This is a genomic window from Rhodoferax sp. P1_F3, assembly GCF_056405715.1.
This window is the reverse complement of record NZ_JBFUBO010000002.1, coordinates 235,078-256,721: the sequence shown is the minus strand read 5'-3', so window position 1 is coordinate 256,721 and position 21,644 is coordinate 235,078. Positions and strand designations below refer to the sequence as shown.

At 64.0% G+C, this 21,644-nt stretch carries 20 protein-coding genes; 13 read left to right on the top strand and 7 right to left on the bottom strand.

The window, feature by feature from the left end:
* Positions 1 to 146 precede the first annotated feature (146 nt).
* The 4 genes from AC1DZ5_RS03880 to AC1DZ5_RS03865 all read right to left on the bottom strand — a co-directional run bounded on the left by AC1DZ5_RS03880 (position 147) and on the right by AC1DZ5_RS03865 (position 4,653).
* Positions 147 to 2,507 carry an NADP-dependent malic enzyme gene (locus AC1DZ5_RS03880; protein ID WP_477886239.1) on the bottom strand — a complete coding sequence of 787 codons (2,361 nt, stop codon included), beginning with the start codon at positions 2,505 to 2,507 and terminating at the stop codon, positions 147 to 149.
* A gap of 146 nt (positions 2,508 to 2,653) precedes the next feature.
* The gene (locus AC1DZ5_RS03875) at positions 2,654 to 3,865 is read right to left on the bottom strand and encodes an NAD(P)/FAD-dependent oxidoreductase (RefSeq protein ID WP_477886237.1); all 1,212 of its coding nucleotides are present in this window, start codon (positions 3,863 to 3,865) and stop codon (positions 2,654 to 2,656) included.
* A gap of 45 nt (positions 3,866 to 3,910) precedes the next feature.
* Positions 3,911 to 4,075 (bottom strand): rubredoxin, encoded by a 165-nt coding sequence (locus AC1DZ5_RS03870; RefSeq protein ID WP_477886235.1) that lies wholly within the window; start codon positions 4,073 to 4,075, stop codon positions 3,911 to 3,913.
* A gap of 95 nt (positions 4,076 to 4,170) precedes the next feature.
* On the bottom strand, positions 4,171 to 4,653 hold the full coding sequence (locus AC1DZ5_RS03865) for a rubrerythrin family protein (RefSeq protein ID WP_477886234.1): 483 nt from the start codon (positions 4,651 to 4,653) through the stop codon (positions 4,171 to 4,173).
* Positions 4,654 to 4,846: 193 nt separating this feature from the next.
* On the opposite strand from AC1DZ5_RS03865, the gene AC1DZ5_RS03860 reads away from it, so the two are divergent.
* The 3 genes from AC1DZ5_RS03860 to ypfH all read left to right on the top strand — a co-directional run bounded on the left by AC1DZ5_RS03860 (position 4,847) and on the right by ypfH (position 8,139).
* Positions 4,847 to 6,193, top strand: a complete 1,347-nt coding sequence (locus tag AC1DZ5_RS03860) for an esterase-like activity of phytase family protein (RefSeq protein WP_477886232.1) — start codon at positions 4,847 to 4,849, stop codon at positions 6,191 to 6,193.
* A 64-nt stretch (positions 6,194 to 6,257) separates the two neighbouring features.
* Positions 6,258 to 7,463, top strand: coding sequence for a multidrug effflux MFS transporter (locus AC1DZ5_RS03855; RefSeq protein WP_477886230.1), 1,206 nt, complete (start codon positions 6,258 to 6,260; stop codon positions 7,461 to 7,463).
* Positions 7,456 to 8,139: an esterase gene (ypfH, locus tag AC1DZ5_RS03850; protein WP_477886228.1), complete on the top strand. Its 684-nt coding sequence runs from the start codon at positions 7,456 to 7,458 to the stop codon at positions 8,137 to 8,139. The genes AC1DZ5_RS03855 and ypfH overlap by 8 nt, the downstream gene beginning before the upstream one ends.
* Here ypfH and AC1DZ5_RS03845 read toward each other — a convergent pair.
* Genes AC1DZ5_RS03845 through AC1DZ5_RS03835 form a run of 3 tightly spaced genes read right to left on the bottom strand, consistent with a single transcriptional unit; the run spans position 8,128 to position 10,731 of the window.
* A complete protein-coding gene (locus AC1DZ5_RS03845) occupies positions 8,128 to 8,508 on the bottom strand; it encodes a hypothetical protein (protein ID WP_477886226.1) in 381 nt (126 codons plus the stop codon). The two genes, ypfH and AC1DZ5_RS03845, sit on opposite strands and share 12 nt — an antisense overlap.
* Position 8,509: 1 nt before the next feature.
* The gene (locus AC1DZ5_RS03840; protein ID WP_477886224.1) at positions 8,510 to 9,904 is read right to left on the bottom strand and encodes an aminopeptidase P N-terminal domain-containing protein; all 1,395 of its coding nucleotides are present in this window, start codon (positions 9,902 to 9,904) and stop codon (positions 8,510 to 8,512) included.
* The gene (locus AC1DZ5_RS03835; protein ID WP_477886222.1) at positions 9,901 to 10,731 is read right to left on the bottom strand and encodes a nucleotidyltransferase family protein; all 831 of its coding nucleotides are present in this window, start codon (positions 10,729 to 10,731) and stop codon (positions 9,901 to 9,903) included. Before AC1DZ5_RS03835 ends, AC1DZ5_RS03840 begins: the two co-directional genes overlap by 4 nt.
* A 109-nt stretch (positions 10,732 to 10,840) precedes the next feature.
* Between AC1DZ5_RS03835 and AC1DZ5_RS03830 the strand changes: the two genes are divergently transcribed.
* The 10 genes from AC1DZ5_RS03830 to AC1DZ5_RS03785 all read left to right on the top strand — a co-directional run bounded on the left by AC1DZ5_RS03830 (position 10,841) and on the right by AC1DZ5_RS03785 (position 21,587).
* Positions 10,841 to 11,203: a SpoIIAA family protein gene (locus tag AC1DZ5_RS03830; protein WP_477886220.1), complete on the top strand. Its 363-nt coding sequence runs from the start codon at positions 10,841 to 10,843 to the stop codon at positions 11,201 to 11,203.
* 90 nt (positions 11,204 to 11,293) lie between these two features.
* Positions 11,294 to 12,334 (top strand): SPFH domain-containing protein, encoded by a 1,041-nt coding sequence (locus AC1DZ5_RS03825; protein WP_477886218.1) that lies wholly within the window; start codon positions 11,294 to 11,296, stop codon positions 12,332 to 12,334.
* A 110-nt stretch (positions 12,335 to 12,444) separates the two neighbouring features.
* Positions 12,445 to 13,974 (top strand): DUF4178 domain-containing protein, encoded by a 1,530-nt coding sequence (locus AC1DZ5_RS03820; protein ID WP_477886216.1) that lies wholly within the window; start codon positions 12,445 to 12,447, stop codon positions 13,972 to 13,974.
* Positions 13,975 to 13,994: 20 nt separating this feature from the next.
* A complete protein-coding gene (locus AC1DZ5_RS03815; RefSeq protein ID WP_315480356.1) occupies positions 13,995 to 14,213 on the top strand; it encodes a DUF350 domain-containing protein in 219 nt (72 codons plus the stop codon).
* Positions 14,214 to 14,224: 11 nt separating this feature from the next.
* Entirely contained in the window at positions 14,225 to 15,784 is a 1,560-nt protein-coding gene (locus AC1DZ5_RS03810) for a polyamine aminopropyltransferase (protein WP_477886215.1), read from the top strand.
* Positions 15,781 to 16,593 carry a lysostaphin resistance A-like protein gene (locus AC1DZ5_RS03805; protein ID WP_477886212.1) on the top strand — a complete coding sequence of 271 codons (813 nt, stop codon included), beginning with the start codon at positions 15,781 to 15,783 and terminating at the stop codon, positions 16,591 to 16,593. Before AC1DZ5_RS03810 ends, AC1DZ5_RS03805 begins: the two co-directional genes overlap by 4 nt.
* The gene (locus tag AC1DZ5_RS03800) at positions 16,590 to 17,054 is read left to right on the top strand and encodes a thiol-disulfide oxidoreductase DCC family protein (protein WP_477886210.1); all 465 of its coding nucleotides are present in this window, start codon (positions 16,590 to 16,592) and stop codon (positions 17,052 to 17,054) included. The genes AC1DZ5_RS03805 and AC1DZ5_RS03800 overlap by 4 nt, the downstream gene beginning before the upstream one ends.
* Complete coding sequence (locus AC1DZ5_RS03795; RefSeq protein ID WP_477886208.1) at positions 17,051 to 17,614, top strand: DUF4166 domain-containing protein; 564 nt, start codon at positions 17,051 to 17,053, stop codon at positions 17,612 to 17,614. The genes AC1DZ5_RS03800 and AC1DZ5_RS03795 overlap by 4 nt, the downstream gene beginning before the upstream one ends.
* The gene (locus AC1DZ5_RS03790) at positions 17,611 to 19,224 is read left to right on the top strand and encodes an FAD-dependent oxidoreductase (protein ID WP_477886206.1); all 1,614 of its coding nucleotides are present in this window, start codon (positions 17,611 to 17,613) and stop codon (positions 19,222 to 19,224) included. Before AC1DZ5_RS03795 ends, AC1DZ5_RS03790 begins: the two co-directional genes overlap by 4 nt.
* Before the next feature lie 89 nt (positions 19,225 to 19,313).
* On the top strand, positions 19,314 to 21,587 hold the full coding sequence (locus AC1DZ5_RS03785; RefSeq protein ID WP_477886204.1) for a penicillin-binding protein 1A: 2,274 nt from the start codon (positions 19,314 to 19,316) through the stop codon (positions 21,585 to 21,587).
* The last annotated feature ends 57 nt before the right edge of the window (positions 21,588 to 21,644 follow it).

Here is a 21,644-nt window from a genome sequence, read left to right as displayed (position 1 = left end):
CTTGTGTGACTACCGCGGGTAAACCCGGAAAAGCAAGTGCGTAGTGTCGTGGATTCGGCACAAAAAAGCAAGGCCTTGCTCAAGAAATGAGCAAGGCCTGCGGGGTCTTTACAAAGTAAAGTGTGCGCTAACTGTTACAAAATCCCTTAACGTGTTGCATTTGCATCCGCCACGGTAAGCGCCGTCATGTTCACGATGCGGCGCACCGTGGTGCTGGCAGTCAGCACATGGACGGGCTTGGCCGCACCCAGCAGCACGGGCCCAATGGCAATGTTGCCGCCGGCGGCAGTTTTGAGCAGGTTGTAGGCAATGTTGGCGGCGTCGATGTTGGGCAAGACCAGCAGGTTGGCGTCTCCGTGCAATGTGCTGTTGGGCATTAGTGCCTTGCGGGCGGCACCGTCCAGCGCCACGTCACCGTGCATCTCACCATCTACTTCCAGCCAAGGAGCCTGCTCGCGCAGCAGCTCCAGGGTGCGGCGCATTTTGACGGCGCTGGGCTCGTTGCTGCTGCCAAAGTTGGAGTGGCTCAGCAAGGCGGCCTTGGGTTTGAAGCCAAAACGCATCATCTCTTCGGCCGCCATGACGGTGATTTCACAGAGCTCTTCGGCGGACGGGTCGTAGTTGACGTGGGTGTCCACCAAAAACACCTGGCGATTGGGCAGCATCAAACCATTCATGCAGGCGTAAATCTGTACGTCCTGCGGGGTACTCGGACTGCCGCCATGGCGCTTGCCGATGACTTGGTCGATGTAATGCAGGTGTGTCGCGGTGGTGCCCCAAGTGCCGCAGATCAAACCATCTACGTCGCCCTTGTGCAATAGCATGGAGCCGATCAGGGTCAGGCGGCGGCGCATTTCGATCTTGGCAACCTGCGCGGTCACCCCTTTACGCTCCGTCATCTGGTGGTAGGTTTGCCAGAAGTCGCGGTAGCGGTGGTCCTGCTCGACGTTGACCACGTTGTAGTCCACACCTTCCTTGAGGCGCAGGCCGAATTTCTCCACGCGCTCGGCAATCACCTTGGGGCGGCCGATCAGCGTGGGCAGGGCCAAGCCCTCGTCCACCACGATTTGGGCGGCGCGCAGCACGCGTTCCTCTTCACCCTCGGCGTAGGCCACGCGTTTTTTGAGCGCCTTCTTGGCAGCCGTGAAAATGGGCTTCATCGTGGTGCCAGAGGCGTAGACAAAGCTTTGCAGCTTCTCGCGGTAGGCATCCATGTCCTGGATGGGGCGCAGCGCCACGCCGCTGTCGGCCGCGGCCTGGGCGACGGCCGGCGCGATCTTCATCATCAGGCGCGGGTCGAACGGCTTGGGGATGAGGTACTCGGGGCCAAAGGCCAGCTGCTCGCCCACATAGGCCGCAGCGACCACTTCGCTCTGCTCGGCCTGGGCCAGCTCAGCAATGGCGTGCACCGCGGCAATCTCCATCTCCAACGTGATGGTGGAGGCGCCTGCATCCAGCGCGCCGCGGAAGATGTAGGGGAAGCACAGGACGTTGTTGACCTGGTTGGGGTAGTCGGTACGACCGGTGGCCATGATGGCGTCGTCGCGCACGGCTTTCACTTCTTCCGGCAGGATTTCGGGCGTGGGGTTGGCCAGCGCGAAGATCAGCGGCTTGGCGGCCATGGAGGCCACCATGTCGGGCTTGAGCACGCCACCGGCGGACAGGCCCAGGAAAATGTCGGCACCGGCAATCACTTCGCGCAGCGTGCGCGCATCGGTTTTTTGTGCGAAGACGGCCTTGTCTTCGTCCATCAGTTCAGTGCGACCCGCGTAAACCACGCCGGCCAAGTCGGTCACATAGATGTTTTCACGCGGAATGCCCAGCTTGACCAGCAGGCCCAAACAGGCCAGCGCAGCCGCACCGGCGCCCGAGGTCACCAGCTTGACGTTCTTGGGGTCTTTGCCAACGACCTTGAGGCCGTTGAGCATGGCGGCACCCACGCAAATGGCGGTGCCGTGCTGGTCGTCGTGGAAGACCGGGATCTTCATGCGTTCGCGCAGTTTGCGTTCTACATAAAAGCAGTCGGGCGCCTTGATGTCTTCGAGGTTGATGCCGCCGAACGTGGGTTCCAGTGAGGCGATGATGTCGACCAGCTTGTCCAGATCGTGCTTCTCGTCGATCTCCAGATCGAACACATCAATGCCGGCGAACTTCTTGAACAGTACGCCCTTGCCTTCCATCACCGGCTTGGAGGCCAGCGGGCCAATGTCGCCCAAACCCAATACTGCCGTGCCGTTGGTAATGACTGCCACCAGGTTGCCGCGGCTGGTGTACTTGAAGGCGTTGTTGGGGTCCTTGACGATTTCTTCGCAGGGTGCAGCCACGCCGGGCGAGTAGGCCAACGCCAAGTCATGCTGGTTGATCAGCTGCTTGGTCGCACAGATGGCGATCTTGCCGGGGGTCGGGAACTCGTGGTACTCCAGCGCGGCTTGGCGCAGTTGCGCTTTCTTTTCGGCCGAATTGGAAACGGGGGGATGGGGGACGAGGGGAGCGGGTTGCTGGGGCATTAAGAGTCCTCTGCGGCGAGGGGCTCTAGCAAACGCGCATGTCCCCCGGCTCGGTCATGGGCTTTGGATTGTAGACCTCGTCTGCGGTACCGCGGTTGCAGAGGAGGCCAACTTTATGCGAATAAAGAATGGGGTTATTCGGGGCTTCAGGGCAGCGTCGCCTTGCTTTGCTCCATGCGGCGGGCCGTGTTTTTGCCTGTGAGCACAAAGCCGCGCTGGGTGCCGTCGCCTTCGGTGAACTGCCAGATGCCTTCGCCGTCACCCGCTTTCCACGCACCCACCAAGGCCGGGTGCGCAGCCGCCACGACGATGGGCAGTGCGGGGGTTTTGATGCTGACGGGCATGAGCGGAAACACCAGCGCGGTGGGCGTGCCGGCCAGTGTGGCGGCCAAGGCCTTGGCCGCGTTCATGATGGGCATCACGTAGGGCAGGGTGCGTTGTCCGGCCGAGGCATACTGCGCACAGTCGCCCAGCGCGTAAACACCTGCGACCGAGGTTTGCAGCGTGTCGTCCACGACGATGCCGCGCTCGCAGAGCAGACCCGCCGAAGCGGCCAAGGTGGTGTCGGCGCGCAGGCCAATGGCGCTGAGCACCATGTGCGCAGTCACGCGGCTGCTGTCGGCCAACTGCACGTTCAGGCCACCGTCCGCACTATCCACTGCGGTCACCGTGGTGCCAAAGTGCCAAACCACACCCAGCGCTTCCAGGGCCGCCTTGAGTTGGTCACCGGCTTCGGCGGGCAGCAGCAGCGAGAGCGGACGTGGGGCGGGATCCACTACATGCACCGTGGCACCGGCGTGCACGAGGTCGTTGGCAAACTCGCAGCCGATCAGGCCTGCACCCATGATGAGCACGGTCTTAGGGGCCGCGGGTTCCGCGGCGCTGGGGTCCACCCCCAGGGCCTGGTGGAAAGCGCCGAAGTCGTCCAGGTTGTTGATGGATTTCACCTGGTCCGCGGCTGTGCCGCCCACCGGTATGCGGATGGGCAGGGCCCCGGTGGCCAGCACCAGTCGGCTGTAGCGCAAGGTTTGCGTCCGGCCGTTGTGGGTTAGCACCACGCTGCGGGCCACCGTGTTCAGCGACTCCACGCGGTGCTGGGCTAGCAGCGTCACATTCAGCGTCTCCACCATCTTGGCCGCAGGTGTGCTCACCAGTTGGGCCGGCGTGCGCTTCTGGGCGTAGGCGTTGGAGAGCGTGGGTTTTGCGTAGAAGTCGCCGCTGTCCGAGGTGACCAGCACCACGGGGGTGGTGGTGTCCAGCTTGCGGAATTCGCGCACTGTGGTCCAGCCGGCCAGGCCCGCGCCGATGATGAGGATGGGGTCAGAGGTGGCGGGCTGGGAAGGGGTCAGGTCACTCATGCGGTGGGCTCTGCGGTGGGGTGAAGGAAAGCAGGGGAGTCTAGATCAGAGCGCCACCATCTCGAAGTCGGCCTTGGCCACGCCGCAGTCGGGGCATTCCCAACTGTCGGGCACGCTGGCCCAAGCGGTACCCGGCGCAATGCCGTCTTCGGGGCGGCCAGCGGTCTCGTCGTACACAAAGCCGCAAACGATGCAAATATAGGTGTTCATGGAGGTTCTCGGTTCAAGTTATGGGTGAAATCAGGCGCTAGCCCTCGCAGAATATGCGCAAGTAGCTATCAAATTAATAGTGTTTGCGAAAAGCCTCAGGCGCTCAAACTGGCCAACTGGGCCTTGTAGTGGTTGGCGTGGCGCTCTTCCACGCGGGCCAGGGCGGCAAAGCGCTTCTGGGCTTTTTCCAGCGTGGCCTTGAATTGTGCCGCGTGCACCTTGCTCTCCTCGATCTGCTCGTTCATCTCGGCCACGGCAGCGACGTTGCCCTCGGCCTCGGCGGTGGCGCGGAAACCGGGGTACATCTCGGTGTACTCGTAGGTCTCGCCGTCGATGGCGATTTGCAGCGCCTTGGCAGGCGTCATGCTGGCCTTGGGGTAGAGCAAGTCCAGGTGGCCAAACGCGTGCATGACTTCCTGGTCCGCGGTTTCCTCAAAGGTGCGGGCTGTGGCCTCGTCACCCATCTCACGCGACAGCTTGGCAAAGTAGCGGTACTTGATGTGCGCCATGGACTCGCCGGCAAACGCGGCTTCCAGGTTGGCAAGGGTTTTGATCTCGGGGCGGGCGGTGGTGGACATAGTGCTCTCCTGGGGTGGCGGGTGCTGCAGAAACCATTTCCACAGCCATGACCGCAATGGTATGGAAAGCAGGGCATTGAAGCCAATCGACATTTACTAATTCATTGATAGGGGCTATCGATGCCGCACCACTTTCACCACGCTGTCACATGGCCCGGGAACACTGCCCCCTTTCCAATGGAGGACTTTTCCCATGCGCTATCCCCTTGCCCTGGCCGCTGCGGTGCTCACCACGCTGGTGGTTCCCGCCCAGGCCCAGCAGGCCTACCCCGCCACGCTTGCCGGCCACGCCGTGTTGCCAGCACAAAGCTTCATTCCCGCCCCCAAGGACGCGCCGGCCGATCTGCAGGTCAGTGGCAAGTTCACCACCGGCCAGCGGGTGGAGACGCTGGGCAGCGTGGAAGGCTTGTCCGGCGGTCGCCCCACAGGGGTGTCGCTGCCCTTCAAGGGCCAGCCGCTGCAAGGCCACTCGGGCATCAAGCGCATGCAAGACGGCAGCTACTGGCTGCTGACCGACAACGGCTTTGGCGCCAAGGCCAATTCGCCCGACGCCATGCTCTACCTGAACCACTACACGGTGGACTTCAAGACCGGCCACTTCAAGCGCCTTGGCACTGTGTTCTTGCACGACCCCGATAAGAAAGTACCGTTTCGCATCGTCCACGAAGGGAGCAAGCAGCGCTACCTGACGGGCTCGGACTTTGACACCGAGAGCTTCCAGATCGCCGGCGGCGCGCTGTGGATTGGCGACGAGTTTGGCCCCTACCTGATCAAGGCCGACCTCAAGGGCAAGGTGCAGGCGGTTTTTGAGACCCTGGTGGACGGCAAGGTGGTGCGCTCCCCCGACCACCCAGCAGTGACCACGCCCAGCGCGCCCGGTGGCGAGGTGAAGTTCCAGGTGCGTCGCTCCAAGGGCTTTGAGGGCATGGCGTCTTCGCCCGACGGCAGCAAGCTCTACGCGCTGCTGGAAGGCGCAGTGTGGGACGACGCCGGCAAGGCCTACGAAATGCTGGATGGCAAGCAGTACCTGCGCGTGCTGGAATTTGATGTGAAGGCCGAACGCTGGACCGGCCGCCACTGGAAGTACGTGCTGGAAGCCAACAGCAACGCCATTGGTGACTTCAACATGGTCAACGACACCATGGGCCTGATCATCGAACGCGATAACGGCGAAGGCACGGCCGATAAAGCCTGCCCCGAAGGCCAGAAGCGCACGGACTGCTTCCATGACATCGCCAAGTTCAAACGCGTCTACAAGATCGAGCTGAACGAGGCCAATGTGGGCGGCCCGCTGCGCAAGGTGGGCTACGTCGACCTGATGGCGATTGCTGACCCTAACCAGTTGGCGCGCAAGCCTCTGACCAGTGGCGTGCTGGCCTTCCCCTTCTTCACGATTGAGAACGTGGACGTGGTGGATGCCACCCACATCATCGTGGGCAACGACAACAACCTGCCCTTCTCCAGCAGCCGCGAGCCCAACAAGGCGGACGACAACGAGCTGATCCTGCTGGAAGTGGGTGACTTCCTGAAGGCCAACTAAGGCCTGCGCCGCAGTACCCCTAGGCCCGTGCAGGTTGGGGTCTCGGGGGTATGCTTTCGCCCCTATGAAAACTTCCTTCTTCGGCACCGCCCTGGTGCTCGGCCTGCTGTCGGCCATCGGCCCCTTCGCCATCGACATGTACCTCCCCGCCCTGCCCTCCATCGGGCAGAGTCTGGGTGCTTCCATGGGTGCAGTGCAGGCCAGCCTCATGGCCTTTTTCATCTCTCTGGGCATTGGCCAGATCATTTACGGCCCCGTGTCCGACATGGTGGGCCGCAAGGCGCCGCTGTACTTTGGCTTGGTGCTGTTTGCCGTGGCCAGTGTGGGCTGTGCGCTGGCACCCGATATCCACACCCTGGTGGGCTTGCGGTTCATCCAGGGTCTGGGCGCCTGCGCCGGCATGGTGATTCCGCGCGCCGTGGTGCGCGACCTGCATACCGGCCATGACGCCGCCCGCCTGATGTCGCTGCTGATGCTGGTGTTCAGCGTGTCGCCCATCCTGGCGCCGCTGGCTGGCAGCGTGCTGATCGAGACCATTGGCTGGCGCAGTGTGTTCTGGGCCGTGACCGTGGCCGCCGTGCTGGGCCTGATCCTGTTGGCCACCAGCCTGCCCGAAACCCGCCCCGCGAAAGAGCGTGTGAACAGCAGTGTGGGCAGTGCCCTGGCGGCCTATGGCGTGCTACTGCGCGACAAGCATTTTCTGGGGCTGGTGTTCATCGGTGCCTTTGGCATCTCCAGCTTCTTCGCCTACCTGGCCAATTCATCCTTCGTGCTGATTGACCACTATGGCCTGACCCCACGCCAGTACAGCATTGCGTTTGCGGCCAACGCGGCCTCCTTTATTGGCATCTCTCAATTCACCGGCAAGCTCAGCGCCAAGTTTGGACTGGTGCGCCTGGTGAAGTTTGCCGTGGTGGGCTACGCCGCCATGATGACGCTGCTGCTGGCGGTGAATCTGGCCGGTGTGGAGCGGTTGGACGTGATGATTGCCATGATGTTCATCGGCTATGGCTTTCTGGGCCTGGTCGTGCCCACCACCGCCGTGCTGGCGCTGGAAGAGCATGGCGAGATTGCAGGTACGGCCTCCGCACTGATGGGCACCTTGCAGTTCGTCACGGGCGCTGTCGTGATGGCGGTGACCGGCGTGCTGGCCGATGGCACAGCCCGCCCCATGATTGCCGGCATTGCCGGATCGGCTATCGTGGCGTTTGTGTTCGCGCGCATCACGCTGCGCGGCCATGGTCACACACAGGAGGCACAGCATGGCTGATATCGTCGTCCAACAACCTGCAGGCCCTGCCAAACAACTGTTTCTGCTGAACCACGGCGTGGGCGCCACGCCCCAGGGCCTGGTGCCGCTGGGGCAGCAGCTGGCGGCGGCGTTTCCTGAGGCGCTCGTTGTCAGCGTCCAGGCGCCCCATGCGTCGGACTTTGGCCAGGGCTACCAATGGTTTTCGGTGCGTGAGATCACCGAAGAGAACCGCCCCGCCCGCGTGGCCGAGGCCATGCCTGAATTCGTGAACATGGTGCAGCGCTGGCAGGCCCAGAGCGGTGTGGCGGCCGAGGCCACCGCGTTGGTGGGTTTTTCGCAAGGCGCCATCATGGCGCTGGAGTCCACGCAGCTGGAGCAGCACATTGCCGGCCGCGTGGTGGCCCTGTCGGGTCGTTTTGCCCAGCTGCCGCAGTTGCCGCATGCCCACACCACCCTGCACATGGTTCACGGCAAGAGCGACGCGGTCATGCACTACGGCTACACCGTGTCCGCCGCCGAGCACTTGGTGAGCCTGGGTGCGGACGTGACGGCTGATGTGATCCCCTTTCTGGGCCACGAAATCAACGCCGAGGTGGTGGAGACGGTGGTGGAGCGCCTGCTGGGCCATGTGCCCAAGCGCCACTGGGAAGAAGTGCACCGTGCCGCCGAGGCCGGCGACACATCAACGCAGTGAGTCAGTGCCTCCCAAGAGAAATTCCATGCCCCATACCGGAGGTCCGTCGCCCCTGGAACGGCCTGGCGGCAGTTCGCCGCTCATGAAGATCTTGATGATGGCTGTGCGCACCTCTTGCGGCTCCAGCAGTTCTACGTACGAGCCATTCACACGCAGGTAGTCGCCCGTCTCCGAGATGGCTAACAGGCCATATTCCAGCCCCCAGCGCACGATGCCAATCACCACGTGGTGATTTTTGGCAATGACAAAGGCCTTCACCGCATTGCGGCGCAAGGACACGGTCAGCTGTGGCCGCTCCAGCCGTAGCGACAAGGGGGCTCGCTGCGCCGCAGGCGCAGGGGGGCTCACCGTGAACTTGCGGGTGGCCATGTCAGCCGCGCATCAGCGCTTCAATGGCGTCGGGCTCTACTGGCACACCACGGCTGATGAGCTCGCAGCCCGTGTCGGTGACGATGGCGTCGTCCTCAATGCGGATGCCGATGTTGTGGAACTGCTCCGGCACGCCCTCGGCAGGGCGCACATAGATGCCGGGTTCAATCGTCAGCACCATGCCGCTGCGCAGAATGCGGGCGGGGCGGTTGACGATGGTGTCGCCGCTCAGCGCGTCCTTGCGCACACTGCCCTGGCCCAGCTCGCTGGGCTCGGTGTAGCTGCCGCAGTCGTGCACATCCATGCCCAGCCAGTGGCCCGTGCGGTGCATATAGAACTGGAAGTAGGCGCGGCTCTCGATCACATCGTCCAGGCTGCCCACCTTGTTCTTGTTGAGCAGGCCCAGGTCCAGCATGCCTTGCGCCAGCACTTTCACGGTAGCCTCGTGCGGGTCGGTAAAACGGGCGCCTGCCTTGGTCGCGTTGACGGCAGCGATCTGTGAGGCCAGCACCAGGTCATAGAGCGCGCGCTGCGGCCCGCTGTACTTGCCATTGGCCGGGAAAGTGCGCGTGATGTCGCTGGCATAGCCGTTCAGCTCGCATCCCGCGTCGATCAGCACCAGCTCGCCACTGCGCACGGCGCCCGCGTCGGCCCGGTAATGCAATACACACGCGTTGGCACCCGCGGCGACGATGGAGCCATAGGCCGGGTACTGCGAGCCGTGGTGGCGGAATTCGTGCAGCAGCTCGGCGTCCAGGTGGTACTCGCGCACGTCTTGGCCGGCACGCAGCATGCGGGCCGACAGCTGCATGGCGCGGATGTGGGCGCCTGCGCTGATCTGCGCGGCGCGGCGCATGGTGTCTTGCTCGTAGGCGTCCTTCACCAAGCGCATTTCATCCAGCGGGCCGCAGAGGTCGCGCACTTGCTCGGGCGTCAACGCGCCGTAGCGCACGCGTGCGCGCAAGCCGCTGAGCCAGCCGTCCACCCGGGTTTCCAGGCCCTTGTGTGTCGCAAAGGGGTACCAGACGGCATCGGCCCCGTCCAGCAGCGCGGGCATGCGTTGGTCCAGCTCATCCACCGAGTAAGCGGCGTCGACACCCAGCGCGGCAGGCGCAGCGTCGGGCCCTGTGCGAAAGCCGTCCCAGATCTCGCGTTCCAGGTCTTTAGGCTGGCAGAACAGCGTGGTCTTGCCGTCGCCGGTGATGACCAGCCAAGCCTTGGGCTCGGTGAAACCGCTCAGGTAGTAGAAATAGCTGTCGTGGCGGAACAGAAAGTCCGCATCGCGGTTGCGTTGCTGCTCGGGGGCGGTGGGCAGCACGGCCACGCCGTGCTTGCCAATGCGGGCTGCCAGCGTGGCGCGGCGGACGGCGTAGTCGGCTTGGAGGGGTGTGGTCATGGTGTGGGTCGGTTGAGTTCTGCCAGTCGCTCGGGCGTGCCGACATCGGTCCAGCGGCCAGTGTAAATCTCGGCGCTGATCTGCGCTTGCGCCATGGCTTTGCGCAGCAGCGGTGCCAGCGGGGCCTTGACGCCCTGCGGGTTGCCGGGCGGGATCTCGCACCAGGGTGCGGCAAACAGGGCGTGGCGGAACAGCGCGAAAGTGCTGTAGGTGTAGCGCGGCGCGGTGCTGTCCACCGGTGGGTCGGTGCACTGGCCCATGCCGTGGGCGTCTACCTGCTCCAGCCCAAAGTCGCCCTTGCGGTGGTGCGGCGGGTTGGGCACCAGCCACAGGTGGGCTAGCTTGCCGCTGGCGGCAAAGCGGTCTACCGCGGCCTGGGTGAAGACAAAGTCGGGTGCATAGACATCGCCCGCCATGGACCAGAACACGGGTGCGAGCTGCGGCAGGGCCCGGGCAATGCCGCCGGCGGTCTCCAGCGCACCGCCAAAGTCGCGCCCTTCGTGCGAGTAGTGCAGCGCCATGGGCGCGGGAGGGCGCTCTGTTTTTGATAGCTGTTCGTGCAATATTGACGGGGGCTGCGTGCCAATTTTGCTTCCAAAGTGCGCCTCAATCTGTTCGCCCAGCCAAGCCGTGTTGATGACGGCTTGGTCAAAGCCGCCCTGGGCCAGCGCCTCCAGGTGGTACTGCATCAGCGGTTTGCCCTGCACTTCCAGCAGGGGTTTGGGGCAGGTGTCGGTCAGCGGGCGCATGCGTTCGCCGCGACCGGCGGCCAGCACGATGGCGGGGGCGGGAGACAGCTGCGGGGAGAGGGGCGGTGCAGAAGACAAGGCGGTCAGAAGTATCGGTGGGGATTTCAAAGCATAGCCCAGTGCGGTGCCCGTGCGCCAAAATGCAGGGGCGGCGCTTTGCCAAACCCTACAACGTTGGAATGTTGCGATGACAGTTCTAGTCGAATTTGAAGCCCCCAACCTGGTCAACATCCGGGTCACCGGCACCATGCGCCGTGCCGAGGTGGATGCCTGCAAGCACCAGATGCACGACCTGATGCAGCTGCATGGCCAATGCCTGGTGACGATCACGCTGGAGCCTGGCTTCTCCAACCTGGAGGCCTTTGTTCGCTGGGACGACATTGACGTGGACCACTACATCAAGCGCCACATCATCCGCCTGGCCGTGGTGGGGGACTTGCGCTGGCGCGACAACGCGCTGCTGTTCCTGTTCAACACCATGGTGCCGTTCCAGATCGAGTACTTTCCCGCGGCGCAAGAAGAGTTTGCCCGGGCTTGGTTGACGCATTGACACCCTGAATGCAGGGGCCATGTGGCTGGTTTGGTGTTGCCACGCGCGGGAAGTATCATTTCCCACCTAAATCACCAACGGGAGCTGGCTATGGGACTGATGGACTTCATCAAGAAACAGTTTATTGACGTCATTCAGTGGACTGAGGAAGACGATGGCACGCTGGCCTGGCGCTTCCCCATGGCGGGCATGGAAATCCAGAATGGCGGCACGCTCATCGTGCGCGAGTCGCAGCTGGCGGTGTTCGTGAACGAAGGCAAGGCGGCCGATGTGTTTGGCCCCGGCACCCACACGCTCACCACGCAAACGCTGCCGGTGCTCACCTACCTGAAGAACTGGGACAAGCTCTTCGAGTCCCCGTTCAAGAGCGATGTGTACTTTTTCAGCACGCGCCAGCAGATCGACCAGAAGTGGGGCACGCCCCAGCCCATCACCATCCGCGACGCAGACTTTGGCGCCGTGCGCCTGCGTGCCTTTGGCAACTACAACTTCCGCATTGCCGACCCCAAGTTGTTCCACACCGAAATCTCGGGCACGCGCGAGCGCTACACCACGGCTGATATCGATGGTCAGCTGCGCGGCCTGGTGTTGCAGAACATCAGCAACGCCGTGGCCAGCAGCGGCATTGCGTTTCTGGACCTGGCGGCGAATCAGCTGAGCTTTGCGCAGGCGTTGGTGCGCCAGCTGGCGCCCGAGTTTGAAAAGATTGGCCTGAAGCTCGAAGGCATGACGGTGCAGAACGTCTCGTTGCCCGAAGAGCTGCAGAAGATCCTGGACCAGAAAATCGGCATGGGCATGGTCGGCAACGACATGGGCAAGTTCATGCAGTACCAGACGGCACAGGCCATCCCCAAGTTTGCCGAGGGCGCTGGTTCGGGTGGCGGCATTGCGGGTGATGCCATGGGCCTGGGGGCTGGTGTGGCGTTGGGCCAGGTGTTGGCGCAGAACTTGGCCAGCGGTTTGCAAGGCAATGCGACGCCCGCCGCAGCCGCAGCGGCGCAGGTGGCAGGTGTGAAGCCTGAGGACGTGATGGCCACGCTGGAGAAGCTGGGCGATCTGAAATCCAAGGGCATCCTGACGCAGGAAGAGTTTGACGCCAAGAAGGCGGAACTGCTGAAGAAGCTGGTGTAGTTATCGGCGAAGAGTCTGGGTGACCGAGCGTTCTGCTGCGTGTCCCCCGCCCTTCGGGCTCCTCCTTTACCTCCGCATAACCCTCGGTCACCCAGACTCCTCTTCACGCCTTGGCACTCGAAACTAGCAACACCCAACGTGCCTACCGGGCTCCGTGCCCGGGGTGTGGTGCGCCCGTTAGCTTTCTCAGCGCGCAGAGCACGCATGCGGTCTGCGCGTTTTGCCAGAGCACGGTGGTGCGCAACGGCGACGTGCTGCAGCGCATCGGCAAGATGGCTGAGCTGTTTGATGACCACAGCCCGCTGCAGCTGCAGGCCAGTGGCACCTGGAATGGCCAGAGCTTCACGCTGCTGGGGCGGCTGCAATACAAATACGGCGAAGGCACCTGGACCGAATGGCATGCGGTGCTGGGTGATGGCAGCAGCGCGTACCTGAGCGAAGACAACGGCGCTTACGTCTTCACCACGGCGCAGGCGGTGCAGCGCGAGATGCCGCAAGCCGAGCGCTTCCGTGTGGGGGCCACCACGGCCATCAATGGCAAGTCGTTCACCGTGGCGTCCAACCAGCCGGTTGCGTTGATTGCGGCCCAGGGCGAGCTGCCGCGCCTGCCCGAGTTGGGCGCCAGCTTTGCGATGGTGGAGCTGCGCAGCCAGGCGGTGGATGCCAAGGGCGTGGGAGAGGTGCTCAGCGTGGACTACAGCAGCCAGCCGCCCAGCGTGAGTTTGGGCAAATCGGTGCTGCTGGAGGACCTGAAGCTCGCGGGCCTGAAAGACGAATCGGCCAAGGACGAAAAGGGTCGGCAGTTTGCCTGCCCCAACTGCGGTGCCACGCTGACCGTGAAGCTGGCTGGCAGCCAAAGCATGAGCTGCGGCTCGTGCAACAGCATCATCGACCTGTCGCAAGGCATCGGTGGTGAGCTCAAGCACGCGATCCAGGACGAACCCGTGCAGCCGCTGATCCCGCTGGGCACCACAGGCACGCTGCAGGGCGCGCAGTGGCAAGTGGTGGGGTTTCAACATCGCATGGGTACCGACCCGTCGGACCCCGACGAACATTTTGGCTGGGAAGAGTACCTGCTGTACAACGCCAAGCGCGGCTTCATCTTCTTGGTGGACTCCACCGAAGGCTGGAGCGTGGTGCGCCCCGCGACCGGAGCACCGGTGGTGAGTGACAGCCGGCAAAGCGCCACCTACCTGGGCACGCGTTACCAACTGAAGGAAAGCTACACCGCACGCACCAACTATGTGGTGGGCGAGTTCTACTGGCAGGTGCGGCGTGACCAGGTGACCGAGAACCGCGACTACAGCAGCGGCAGAAATCTGCTCTCGCTGGAGCAATCGGCCAACGAATTGACCTGGTCTGTGGGCAACACCATCGACAGTGCGACGGTGGCCATGGCCTTCAAGCTGAAGGACAAGCAGGACCTGCTCAAGCGCACCGACGTGGGGCCGTTGGTGTCCGGCACCAACCCTCTCATGCGCCAGGAGTTCTGGGTCTTTATCGTGGTGGTGCTGATCTTCCTGGCGATGACGCGCTGCTCACCCGACTGCGACCCGAAGGTGGAAAACTGCTCCAGCAGCGGCTATCGCACTTCGGGTGGTTCGTTTGGCGGGTTCTCGTCGGGTGGCGGGCACAAATAGATGTTGGAATTTTCAAGGAGATGACCATGGAATGGTTGAAACCGGATGTGGTGTTGGGCTCGGTGCTGTATGCGGTGATGGGGGTGCTGATTTTCTGGATCAGCTTCATCATCATTGACAAGATCACGCCCTACAACCTGTGGCTGGAGATTGTGGAAAAGCAGAACAAGGCGCTGGCGCTGGTAGTGGCCGCCATGTCGCTGGGCATCTGCATCATCGTGGCGGCTGCCATCCATTGAAGGCGGGGGCGTTGAAGTCGCAGGCGCAGCCCACCGGGCCGCGTCCGGTGGAGGTCGCGCTGCTGGCCTCGGTGTTTGTGGTGGCGGCCTGCGGGCTGGTGTACGAGCTGGCCGCCGGCGCGCTGGCGTCTTACCTGCTGGGCGATTCGGTGCTGCAGTTCAGCACCGTCATCGGGGCCTACCTGTTTGCCATGGGCATCGGCTCCTACCTGTCGCGCTTTTTCGAGCGCCAGCTCAGCGCCCACTTTTTGCGCATAGAACTGATGGTAGCCCTTGCTGGTGGTGCGCTGCCAGCTATTCTTTTTGTAGCGCACGCCCTGCTGCCAGGGTCGTTTCGCTTCGTGCTCTACGCCATGGTGCTGCTGGTCGGCATTCTGGTGGGGCTGGAGATTCCGCTGGTCATGCGCATCCTCAAGCGCAATGTGGCGCTCAAGGATTTGGTCTCGCAGGTGCTGACTTTTGACTACCTGGGTGCGCTGGTGGTGTCGGTGGCGTTTCCGCTGCTGCTGGTGCCCAAGCTGGGGCTGGTGCGCACGGGGCTGCTGTTCGGGCTGTTGAATGCGGTCGTGGCGCTGTGGGCGCTATGGCTGTTCCGCCATGAGCTGCGCCGCTTTGCCGCCCACGCCTGGGCCTGCATTGCGGTGCTGGCCGTGCTGGGCGCAGGCATGGTGGCGGCCGACCACATCACCACCTGGGCCGAAGACAAGCTGTACCAGGACAAAGCCGTCATCGCGCAGACGACGCCCTACCAGCGCATCGTGGTGACCTACGCGCCTGGCGAGGGGCGCATGGGCTACCGCCTCTTCCTGAACGGCAACCTGCAGTTTGCCCAGCGCGACGAATACCGCTACCACGAGGCCTTGGTGCACCCCGCCATGGCCGCGTTCTCGGCCACGGGTGCGGCGCCCAAGAAAGTGGCCGTGCTGGGCGGTGGCGATGGTATGGCCGTGCGCGAGATCCTGAAATATCCCGGTGTGGAGCAGGTCACGCTGGTGGAACTGGACCCGGCCATGACCACGCTGTTCACCCAGACGCCCGAGCTGGCCGCGCTCAATGGCGAGTCGTTGCGTTCGCCCAAGGTCAAGGTCATCAACACCGACGCCTTCACCTGGCTGCAGGGCACCGATGAAGTGTTCGATGTCATCGTGGTGGACTTCCCCGACCCCACCAACTTCTCGGTCGGCAAGCTGTTCACCAATGCCTTCTACGCCCTGCTGGACAAGCACTTGGCCGCCAGCGGATACGCGGTGGTGCAGACCACCTCGCCGCTGATTGCACGCAAGAGTTTCTGGACCGTGGTCACCACCATCGAGTCCGTCGGCCTGACCACCACGCCCTACCACGCCCATGTGCCCAGCTTTGGCGAATGGGGCTTTGTGCTCGCCAGCCGACGTCCGTTCCGCATGCCCACCGTCCTGCCCGCAGGTCTGCGCTTTCTGAATGTGCCCAGCTTGCCTCTGTTGTTTGACTTTCCGCAGGATATGGGCCGTGTGCCCACCGAGGTGAACCGCCTGTCGAACCAGGTGCTGGTCACCACATACGAAGAGGAATGGGGCAGGGTGGCGAAATGAAACCTGTGCCTGAAAAAAACGCCAACTTCCCTAGCGGGGTAGAGGCCATCTTCCTGTTTGTGGCGCTGTTCGTCGTGGAGTATGTGCTGGGCCTGGCCATGTACGATGCGCGGCGTGTCCTGGGCCTGAGTCCTTCTCAGCTGATGGCGATGGTCATGCTGCTGGGCAATGGGTTGTTGCTCAGCGGCATCCTGCACTTCAAGCACATGGGCTACCGCGACTTGCTGCACGCCAGCACGACGTCCCCCTGGGCCACGGCCGTCTTCCTCATTCCCCTGGTGCTCTTGCTGGTGCCCGGCTTGCTACTGGTGTTCTGGAGCGTGACGGAGCTGGTGGTGGCCTGGTTTCCCATGTCACGCGCCGAAGAGGCGATGTTTGCCAACATGGACGGGCTGGACCTGGCCAACGTGCTGGCGATTTGTCTGCTGGCGCCAGTCGTGGAGGAGATGCTGTTCCGGGGTGTCATCCTGCGCAGCTTTTTGCAGCAGTACGACCGGCGTCAGGCCATTTGGGGTTCGGCGCTGCTGTTCGGTGTGGCGCATCTCAATATTTACCAGTTTGTGGTGGCCCTGGGCATGGGGCTGCTGCTGGGATGGCTGTACGAGCGCAGCCGTTCCCTGATCCCTTGCATGGCCTTGCATGCCGCCTACAACACGGGCACCGTGGCGTTGTCCGCCACCCTGGGTGAAGGCGCTACATCACCGCTCGTGTCCGCGTCCGCACCTGCTGCGGCCTGGGGCGCAGCCTTGGCGGCTGCCCTGCTCGCTAGCTGGGGCCTTCGGCGCTTGTTGGGCAAGGCGGCGGTATGACGCAGCCTACCTACAGCTACCGCAGTGATGTCCGTGTGCCCCGTTTTTCGGATGACAAGCCTCTCATCGTGTTCGATGGCCATTGCGTGCTGTGCTCCGGTTGGGCCAACTTTGTCATCAAGCACGACCGGCACCGGGTGTATCGCCTGTTGGCTGCCCAAACCCCTTTGGGGCAGGCTCTGTATGCGCACTATGGTCTGGGTGGGGACGATTACCAGAGCAACCTGCTGGTCGCCTCGGGCCAGGTTTTCATCAAATCGGAAGGCAGCATCCGCATGGCGGAAGGCCTGGGCTGGCCTTGGCGTGCCGTCGGGGTGTTGCGTGTGCTGCCCCTGCCGTGGCGCGATGCGCTGTACAGCTGGGTGGCGCGCAACCGTATCCGCTGGTTTGGCCGCCAGGAAGTCTGCTACTTGCCGGATCCCAAGGACGCGGACCGCTTTGTGGCGGGAGACGGTTCGTGAACCTGCGGGACGACGTCTCCATCAGCCTGTTCCAGCGCCTGTTGGGTAGTACGTTCGCGCAGCTTGCACCGGCGGTGCAGCGGGGCCACCAGCCCGGTGCGGCATTGCTGCTGTCGGGCCAGGCCTCGGTGCGGCGCGGGTCTGGGTTGCTGGCGCGCGCGCTGTGCCGCGTCATCGGCTTCCCCGCGGCGGGCGAAGCAGTGCCGGTCAGTGTGCGCATGCAAACACAGGGCGCCGGGGAGCTTTGGGGGCGGTGCTTTGGCAAGCAGCGTTTTGAGAGCCGCTTCAGGCTGGGCGAAGGCGCGCACCAGGGCCTGTTGGTCGAACAGTTCGGCCCTCTGCGATTTCACATTTCTCTAGCAGTGGTGGACGGGGCCTTGCTGTGGGCGGTGCGCTGCGGCGCTTTGTGGGCCATCCCGCTGCCTGCCCTGCTGCTCCCCAGCGGAGACAGCCGCGAATATGAGTCCGAGGGGCGCTTCCACTTCGATGTGGAGATCGCGCACCCGCTCGCAGGGCTTCTCGTGCAGTACCGCGGCTGGCTGGAGCCTGCTGCTCTGTGAAGCGCCGCCATTTCCTCGCCGCCGCGGCACCCTTGCTCGGCTGTGCACCATCGGCTTCCGACACCAGCCATATCACTGGCGGGTTCACCGGCATCCAGGTGGAGCGCGGCCACCAGCTGCGTGACCGCAGCAACTGGCCCGCTCCCGCCGTCACCCACTGCACACAGACCGTGATCGCCGGTGGCGGTGTGGCGGGCTTGGCCGCGGCGCGCGCGCTGCGCCTGCGCGGGCAAGACGACTTTGCGCTGCTGGAGCTGGAAGACAGTGCGGGCGGCAACGCGCGTGGTGGCACGGTGGGCGGCATCGCCTGCCCGCTGGGCGCGCACTACCTGCCTCTGCCCAGCGACGATGCGCCGGAGGTGCAGGATCTGCTGGAAGAACTGGGCCTGCGCCAGCGCGTGGCCGGACGTTGGCAATACGACGAGCGCCACCTCTGCCACAGCCCGCAGGAGCGGCTGTTCTTTAACGGCACCTGGCAGGACGGACTCCTGCCGGTGCAGGGCGTGGACGAGTCCACGCTGGCGCAGTACCACAGGTTCTCGGTGCTGGTGGAACAGCTGCGCCACGCCGCACAGTGGACGATTCCCCTACAAAACAAGTCTCCAGCCCCCGTCCAACGTGCGCTGGCAGCTATGACTTTTATAGCGTACCTGGAACAAAATGGGCTGACCGACCCGCACCTGCGCTGGTACCTGGACTACTGCTGCCGTGACGACTATGGCGCGGGCATCGCCACTGTGTCAGCCTGGGCCGGCATCCACTATTTCGCCAGCCGCCACGGCTTCCACGCGCCGGGGGCGGAGTCGGCTGAGCGCGAGGGCCTGCTCACCTGGCCCGAGGGCAATGCCTGGCTCACCCGCCGCCTGGCCGCGCCGCTGGGCGAGCGACTGCGCACGGGTTGCGTGGTGTTGCGCGTGGCGCAGGGCCGCCATGGTGTGGAGGTGGATGCCTTCAACGCCGCCACCCAACAGGTAGAGCGCTGGCAGGCACAGCAGGCCATCGTGGCGCTGCCGATCTTTATTGCGGCGCGCGTGGTTGAGGGTGCGCCCGACTTTCTGCGCCAGGCCGCGCAGCGCGTGGTCTACGCGCCCTGGCTGGTGGCCAACATCCACATCCGTGAACCACTGTTCGATCGGCCCGGCCCGGCGCCCAGCTGGGACAACGTCTTGTATGGCACCCAGGGCCTGGGCTATGTGGATGCCATGCACCAGAGCCTGCACCCGGTGCCGGGTGCCACGGTGCTGACCCACTACCGCGCGCTGGGCGATGTGGCAGGTGGTCCGGCTGCCGGGCGCAAGCAACTGCTGGAGCAGCCGTGGACCTATTGGCGCGACACCATCCTGGCCGAGCTGGCCACTGCCCACCCGGACCTGCCCGCCAAGGCCACGCGCATGGAGTTGACCCGCTACGGCCACGCCATGGCCATCCCCGTGCCGTCGGTTGCAGGCCGAATTGGCTTCCAGCCCTCGTCAACTATGCGCAAACAGCTATCAAAAAAAGAGCAATTTACGCTCGCCCAAGGCCGCCTGCGGTTTGCCCACAGCGACTGGGCGGGCTATTCCATCTTTGAAGAGGCGTTCACCCTGGGGCATCTGGCGGGGCAGGTCTAGGCCTCTATAGTGCTTGCGGCGGCTCTTGCCCATAATGCGCCCTCACCCTTTTCATCTCTATGCCAACCATTCCCTGGGGCCCTTGGCCCATGCGTGTTCTCAAAATCAGCCTGGTACTGGGCGTGCTGGCGGTGGCGTTCTTGCTGTCTGCTATCGCGTTTTTGTACCCGCAGTTGCCCGATACCTCGTCGCTGTCCAACTACCAGCCCAAGCAACCGCTGCGCGTGCTCACGGCCGATGGCGTGGAGATTGGCGGCTTTGGCGCCGAAAAGCGGGTCTACCAGCGCATTGACCAAATTCCCGCGCTGATGAAAGACAGCCTGTTGGCGGTGGAAGACTCGCGCTTTTACTCGCACCACGGCTTGGACCCGGTGGGCATGGCACGCGCGGCGCTGGCCATCGTGACGGGCGGGCGCATGCAGGGCGCCTCCACCATCACGCAGCAGGTGGCGCGTACGTTCTTTCTGAGCCGCTCGCGCACGGTGGAGCGCAAACTCAAGGAGGCCATGCTGGCCTTCAAGATTGAATCGCAGCTCAGCAAGGACCAGATCCTGGAGCTCTACATGAACCAGATTTACCTGGGCTCGCGCTCCTACGGTTTTGAGGCCGCGGCGCAAACCTACTTTGGCAAAACCCTGTCGGCCCTCACGCCAGCCGAGTGCGCCATGCTGGCGGGCTTGCCGCAAAACCCCTATTTCGCCAACCCCATTCACAACCTGGAGCGTGCGCGGGCGCGGCAGTTGGTGGCCTTGGGCCGCATGCGCTCGCAAGGCGTGATTGACGGTGGGCAGTATGCGGAGGCGCTGCTGGAGAAACTGGTGGTGCGCAAGCTCAATGATGTGGAGGTACATGCCGAGTACGTGGCTGAGATGGTGCGCCAGCAGGTGTATGCCCAGTTTGGCGAACTGAGCTACACCACGGGCCTGAACGTCACCACCACGCTGCGCGCCACGGAACAACAGGCCGCGTACAAGGCGCTGCGCCGCACGCTGGTGGAGCACTCACTGCGCCAAGCATGGCGCGGCCCCGAAGGCTTTGAGGCGCTGGCCCCAGCACTCAAAGACGATGACCCCGCCGTGGCCCAAGCGTTGGCGGATTTTGACGACGACGACGATCTGCGCCTGGCCATCGTGACCCGCGCGGCGCCCAAGGCAGTGACCGTGGTGCTGGCCTCGGGCGAGGTATTGCAGATCGACGGTGCGGGCCTGCGCGCCGCGCAGAGCGGCCTGGCCGACTCTGCCTCCAACAAGGTGAAGGTGCGCCGTGGTGCGGTGGTACGCGTGGTGCAGCAGGGCAAGATTTGGGCGCTGGTGCAATGGCCCGAGACCGAAGGTGCCTTTGTCGCGCTGGACCCGGCCAACGGCGAGGTGCGTGCGCTGGTGGGCGGGTTTGATTTCCACCGCAACCAGTTCAACCACGTGACCCAGGGCTGGCGCCAGCCGGGCTCCAGCTACAAACCCTTCATCTACTCCGGTGCCATCGAGAGTGGTGTGCAGCCCGACACCCTGGTCAATGACGCGTCGCTGGAAAATGTGGGCGACTGGTCGCCGGAAAACGACGATGGCAGCACCGACGGCCCCATCACCCTGCGAACCGCACTGGCCCGCTCCAAGAACCTGGTGTCCATCCGGCTCATGCAGTTTCTCTCGCCCCAGGGCGCACGGGATTGGACCAGCCGTTTCGGTTTCGATGTGGAACGCCAGCCCGCTGACCTCACGCAGGCCTTGGGTACCGGCTCCACCAATCCGCTGCAACTGGCCGGTGCCTATGCCGTGCTGGCCAATGGTGGCTTCCGTGTGGCGCCGCAGTTTGTCAAGACCATCACCCGTGCCAATGGTGAAGTGGTGTTCGAGGCCCCGACGCAGGCGTTGAATGAGTCCTTGCGCACCGTGCCGCAGCGCAACACCTTTTTGGTGTCCAGCCTGCTGCAGGACGTGACCCGCGTGGGCACTGCTGCCCGCGCCCAGGCCACGCTGAAACGGCCCGACCTGTATGGCAAGACTGGCACCACCAACGACGTGGTGGACGCCTGGTTTGCCGGCTACCAACCCAGCCTGGTGGCTGTTGCCTGGGTGGGCTACGACACCCCGCGCAGTCTGGGCTCGCGCGCTTCGGGCTCCGCATTGGCGCTGCCCGCGTGGATCGAGTTCATGGCTACGGCCCTCAAGGGTGTGCCCGTGCAAGAGGTGCAGCCGCCCGCCGGCGTGGAGCGCGTGGATGGTGACTGGCGCTACAGCGAATGGGCTTTCGGTGGCTTCGTGCGCACCCTGGGCATGGACGCTCAGACCATCAGCCCTGCCCTGGCGGTGCACCCTACGTTGGAGTCCAGCCTGGCACCGCCTTGGGCACCGGTGGTGCACTGAGAATTTCGGACCAGCGGCTGTGGCCGGCCGTTAAGCGTGTGCGGGGCGAACCTGCCA

Bases quoted from the DNA above. Each gene is read 5' to 3' on its own strand.
- AC1DZ5_RS03825 (WP_477886218.1), top strand. From the start codon at position 11,294: ATGGGACTGATGGACTTCATCAAGAAACAGTTTATTGACGTCATTCAG.
- AC1DZ5_RS03860 (WP_477886232.1), top strand. From the start codon at position 4,847: ATGCGCTATCCCCTTGCCCTGGCCGCTGCGGTGCTCACCACGCTGGTG.
- AC1DZ5_RS03845 (WP_477886226.1), bottom strand. From the start codon at position 8,508: ATGGCCACCCGCAAGTTCACGGTGAGCCCCCCTGCGCCTGCGGCGCAG.
- ypfH (WP_477886228.1), top strand. From the start codon at position 7,456: ATGGCTGATATCGTCGTCCAACAACCTGCAGGCCCTGCCAAACAACTG.
- AC1DZ5_RS03855 (WP_477886230.1), top strand. From the start codon at position 6,258: ATGAAAACTTCCTTCTTCGGCACCGCCCTGGTGCTCGGCCTGCTGTCG.
- AC1DZ5_RS03880 (WP_477886239.1), bottom strand. From the start codon at position 2,507: ATGCCCCAGCAACCCGCTCCCCTCGTCCCCCATCCCCCCGTTTCCAAT.
- AC1DZ5_RS03805 (WP_477886212.1), top strand. From the start codon at position 15,781: ATGAAACCTGTGCCTGAAAAAAACGCCAACTTCCCTAGCGGGGTAGAG.
- AC1DZ5_RS03785 (WP_477886204.1), top strand. From the start codon at position 19,314: ATGCGTGTTCTCAAAATCAGCCTGGTACTGGGCGTGCTGGCGGTGGCG.
- AC1DZ5_RS03875 (WP_477886237.1), bottom strand. From the start codon at position 3,865: ATGAGTGACCTGACCCCTTCCCAGCCCGCCACCTCTGACCCCATCCTC.
- AC1DZ5_RS03815 (WP_315480356.1), top strand. From the start codon at position 13,995: ATGACCATGGAATGGTTGAAACCGGATGTGGTGTTGGGCTCGGTGCTG.
- AC1DZ5_RS03865 (WP_477886234.1), bottom strand. From the start codon at position 4,653: ATGTCCACCACCGCCCGCCCCGAGATCAAAACCCTTGCCAACCTGGAA.
- AC1DZ5_RS03800 (WP_477886210.1), top strand. From the start codon at position 16,590: ATGACGCAGCCTACCTACAGCTACCGCAGTGATGTCCGTGTGCCCCGT.
- AC1DZ5_RS03870 (WP_477886235.1), bottom strand. From the start codon at position 4,075: ATGAACACCTATATTTGCATCGTTTGCGGCTTTGTGTACGACGAGACC.
- AC1DZ5_RS03840 (WP_477886224.1), bottom strand. From the start codon at position 9,904: ATGACCACACCCCTCCAAGCCGACTACGCCGTCCGCCGCGCCACGCTG.
- AC1DZ5_RS03830 (WP_477886220.1), top strand. From the start codon at position 10,841: ATGACAGTTCTAGTCGAATTTGAAGCCCCCAACCTGGTCAACATCCGG.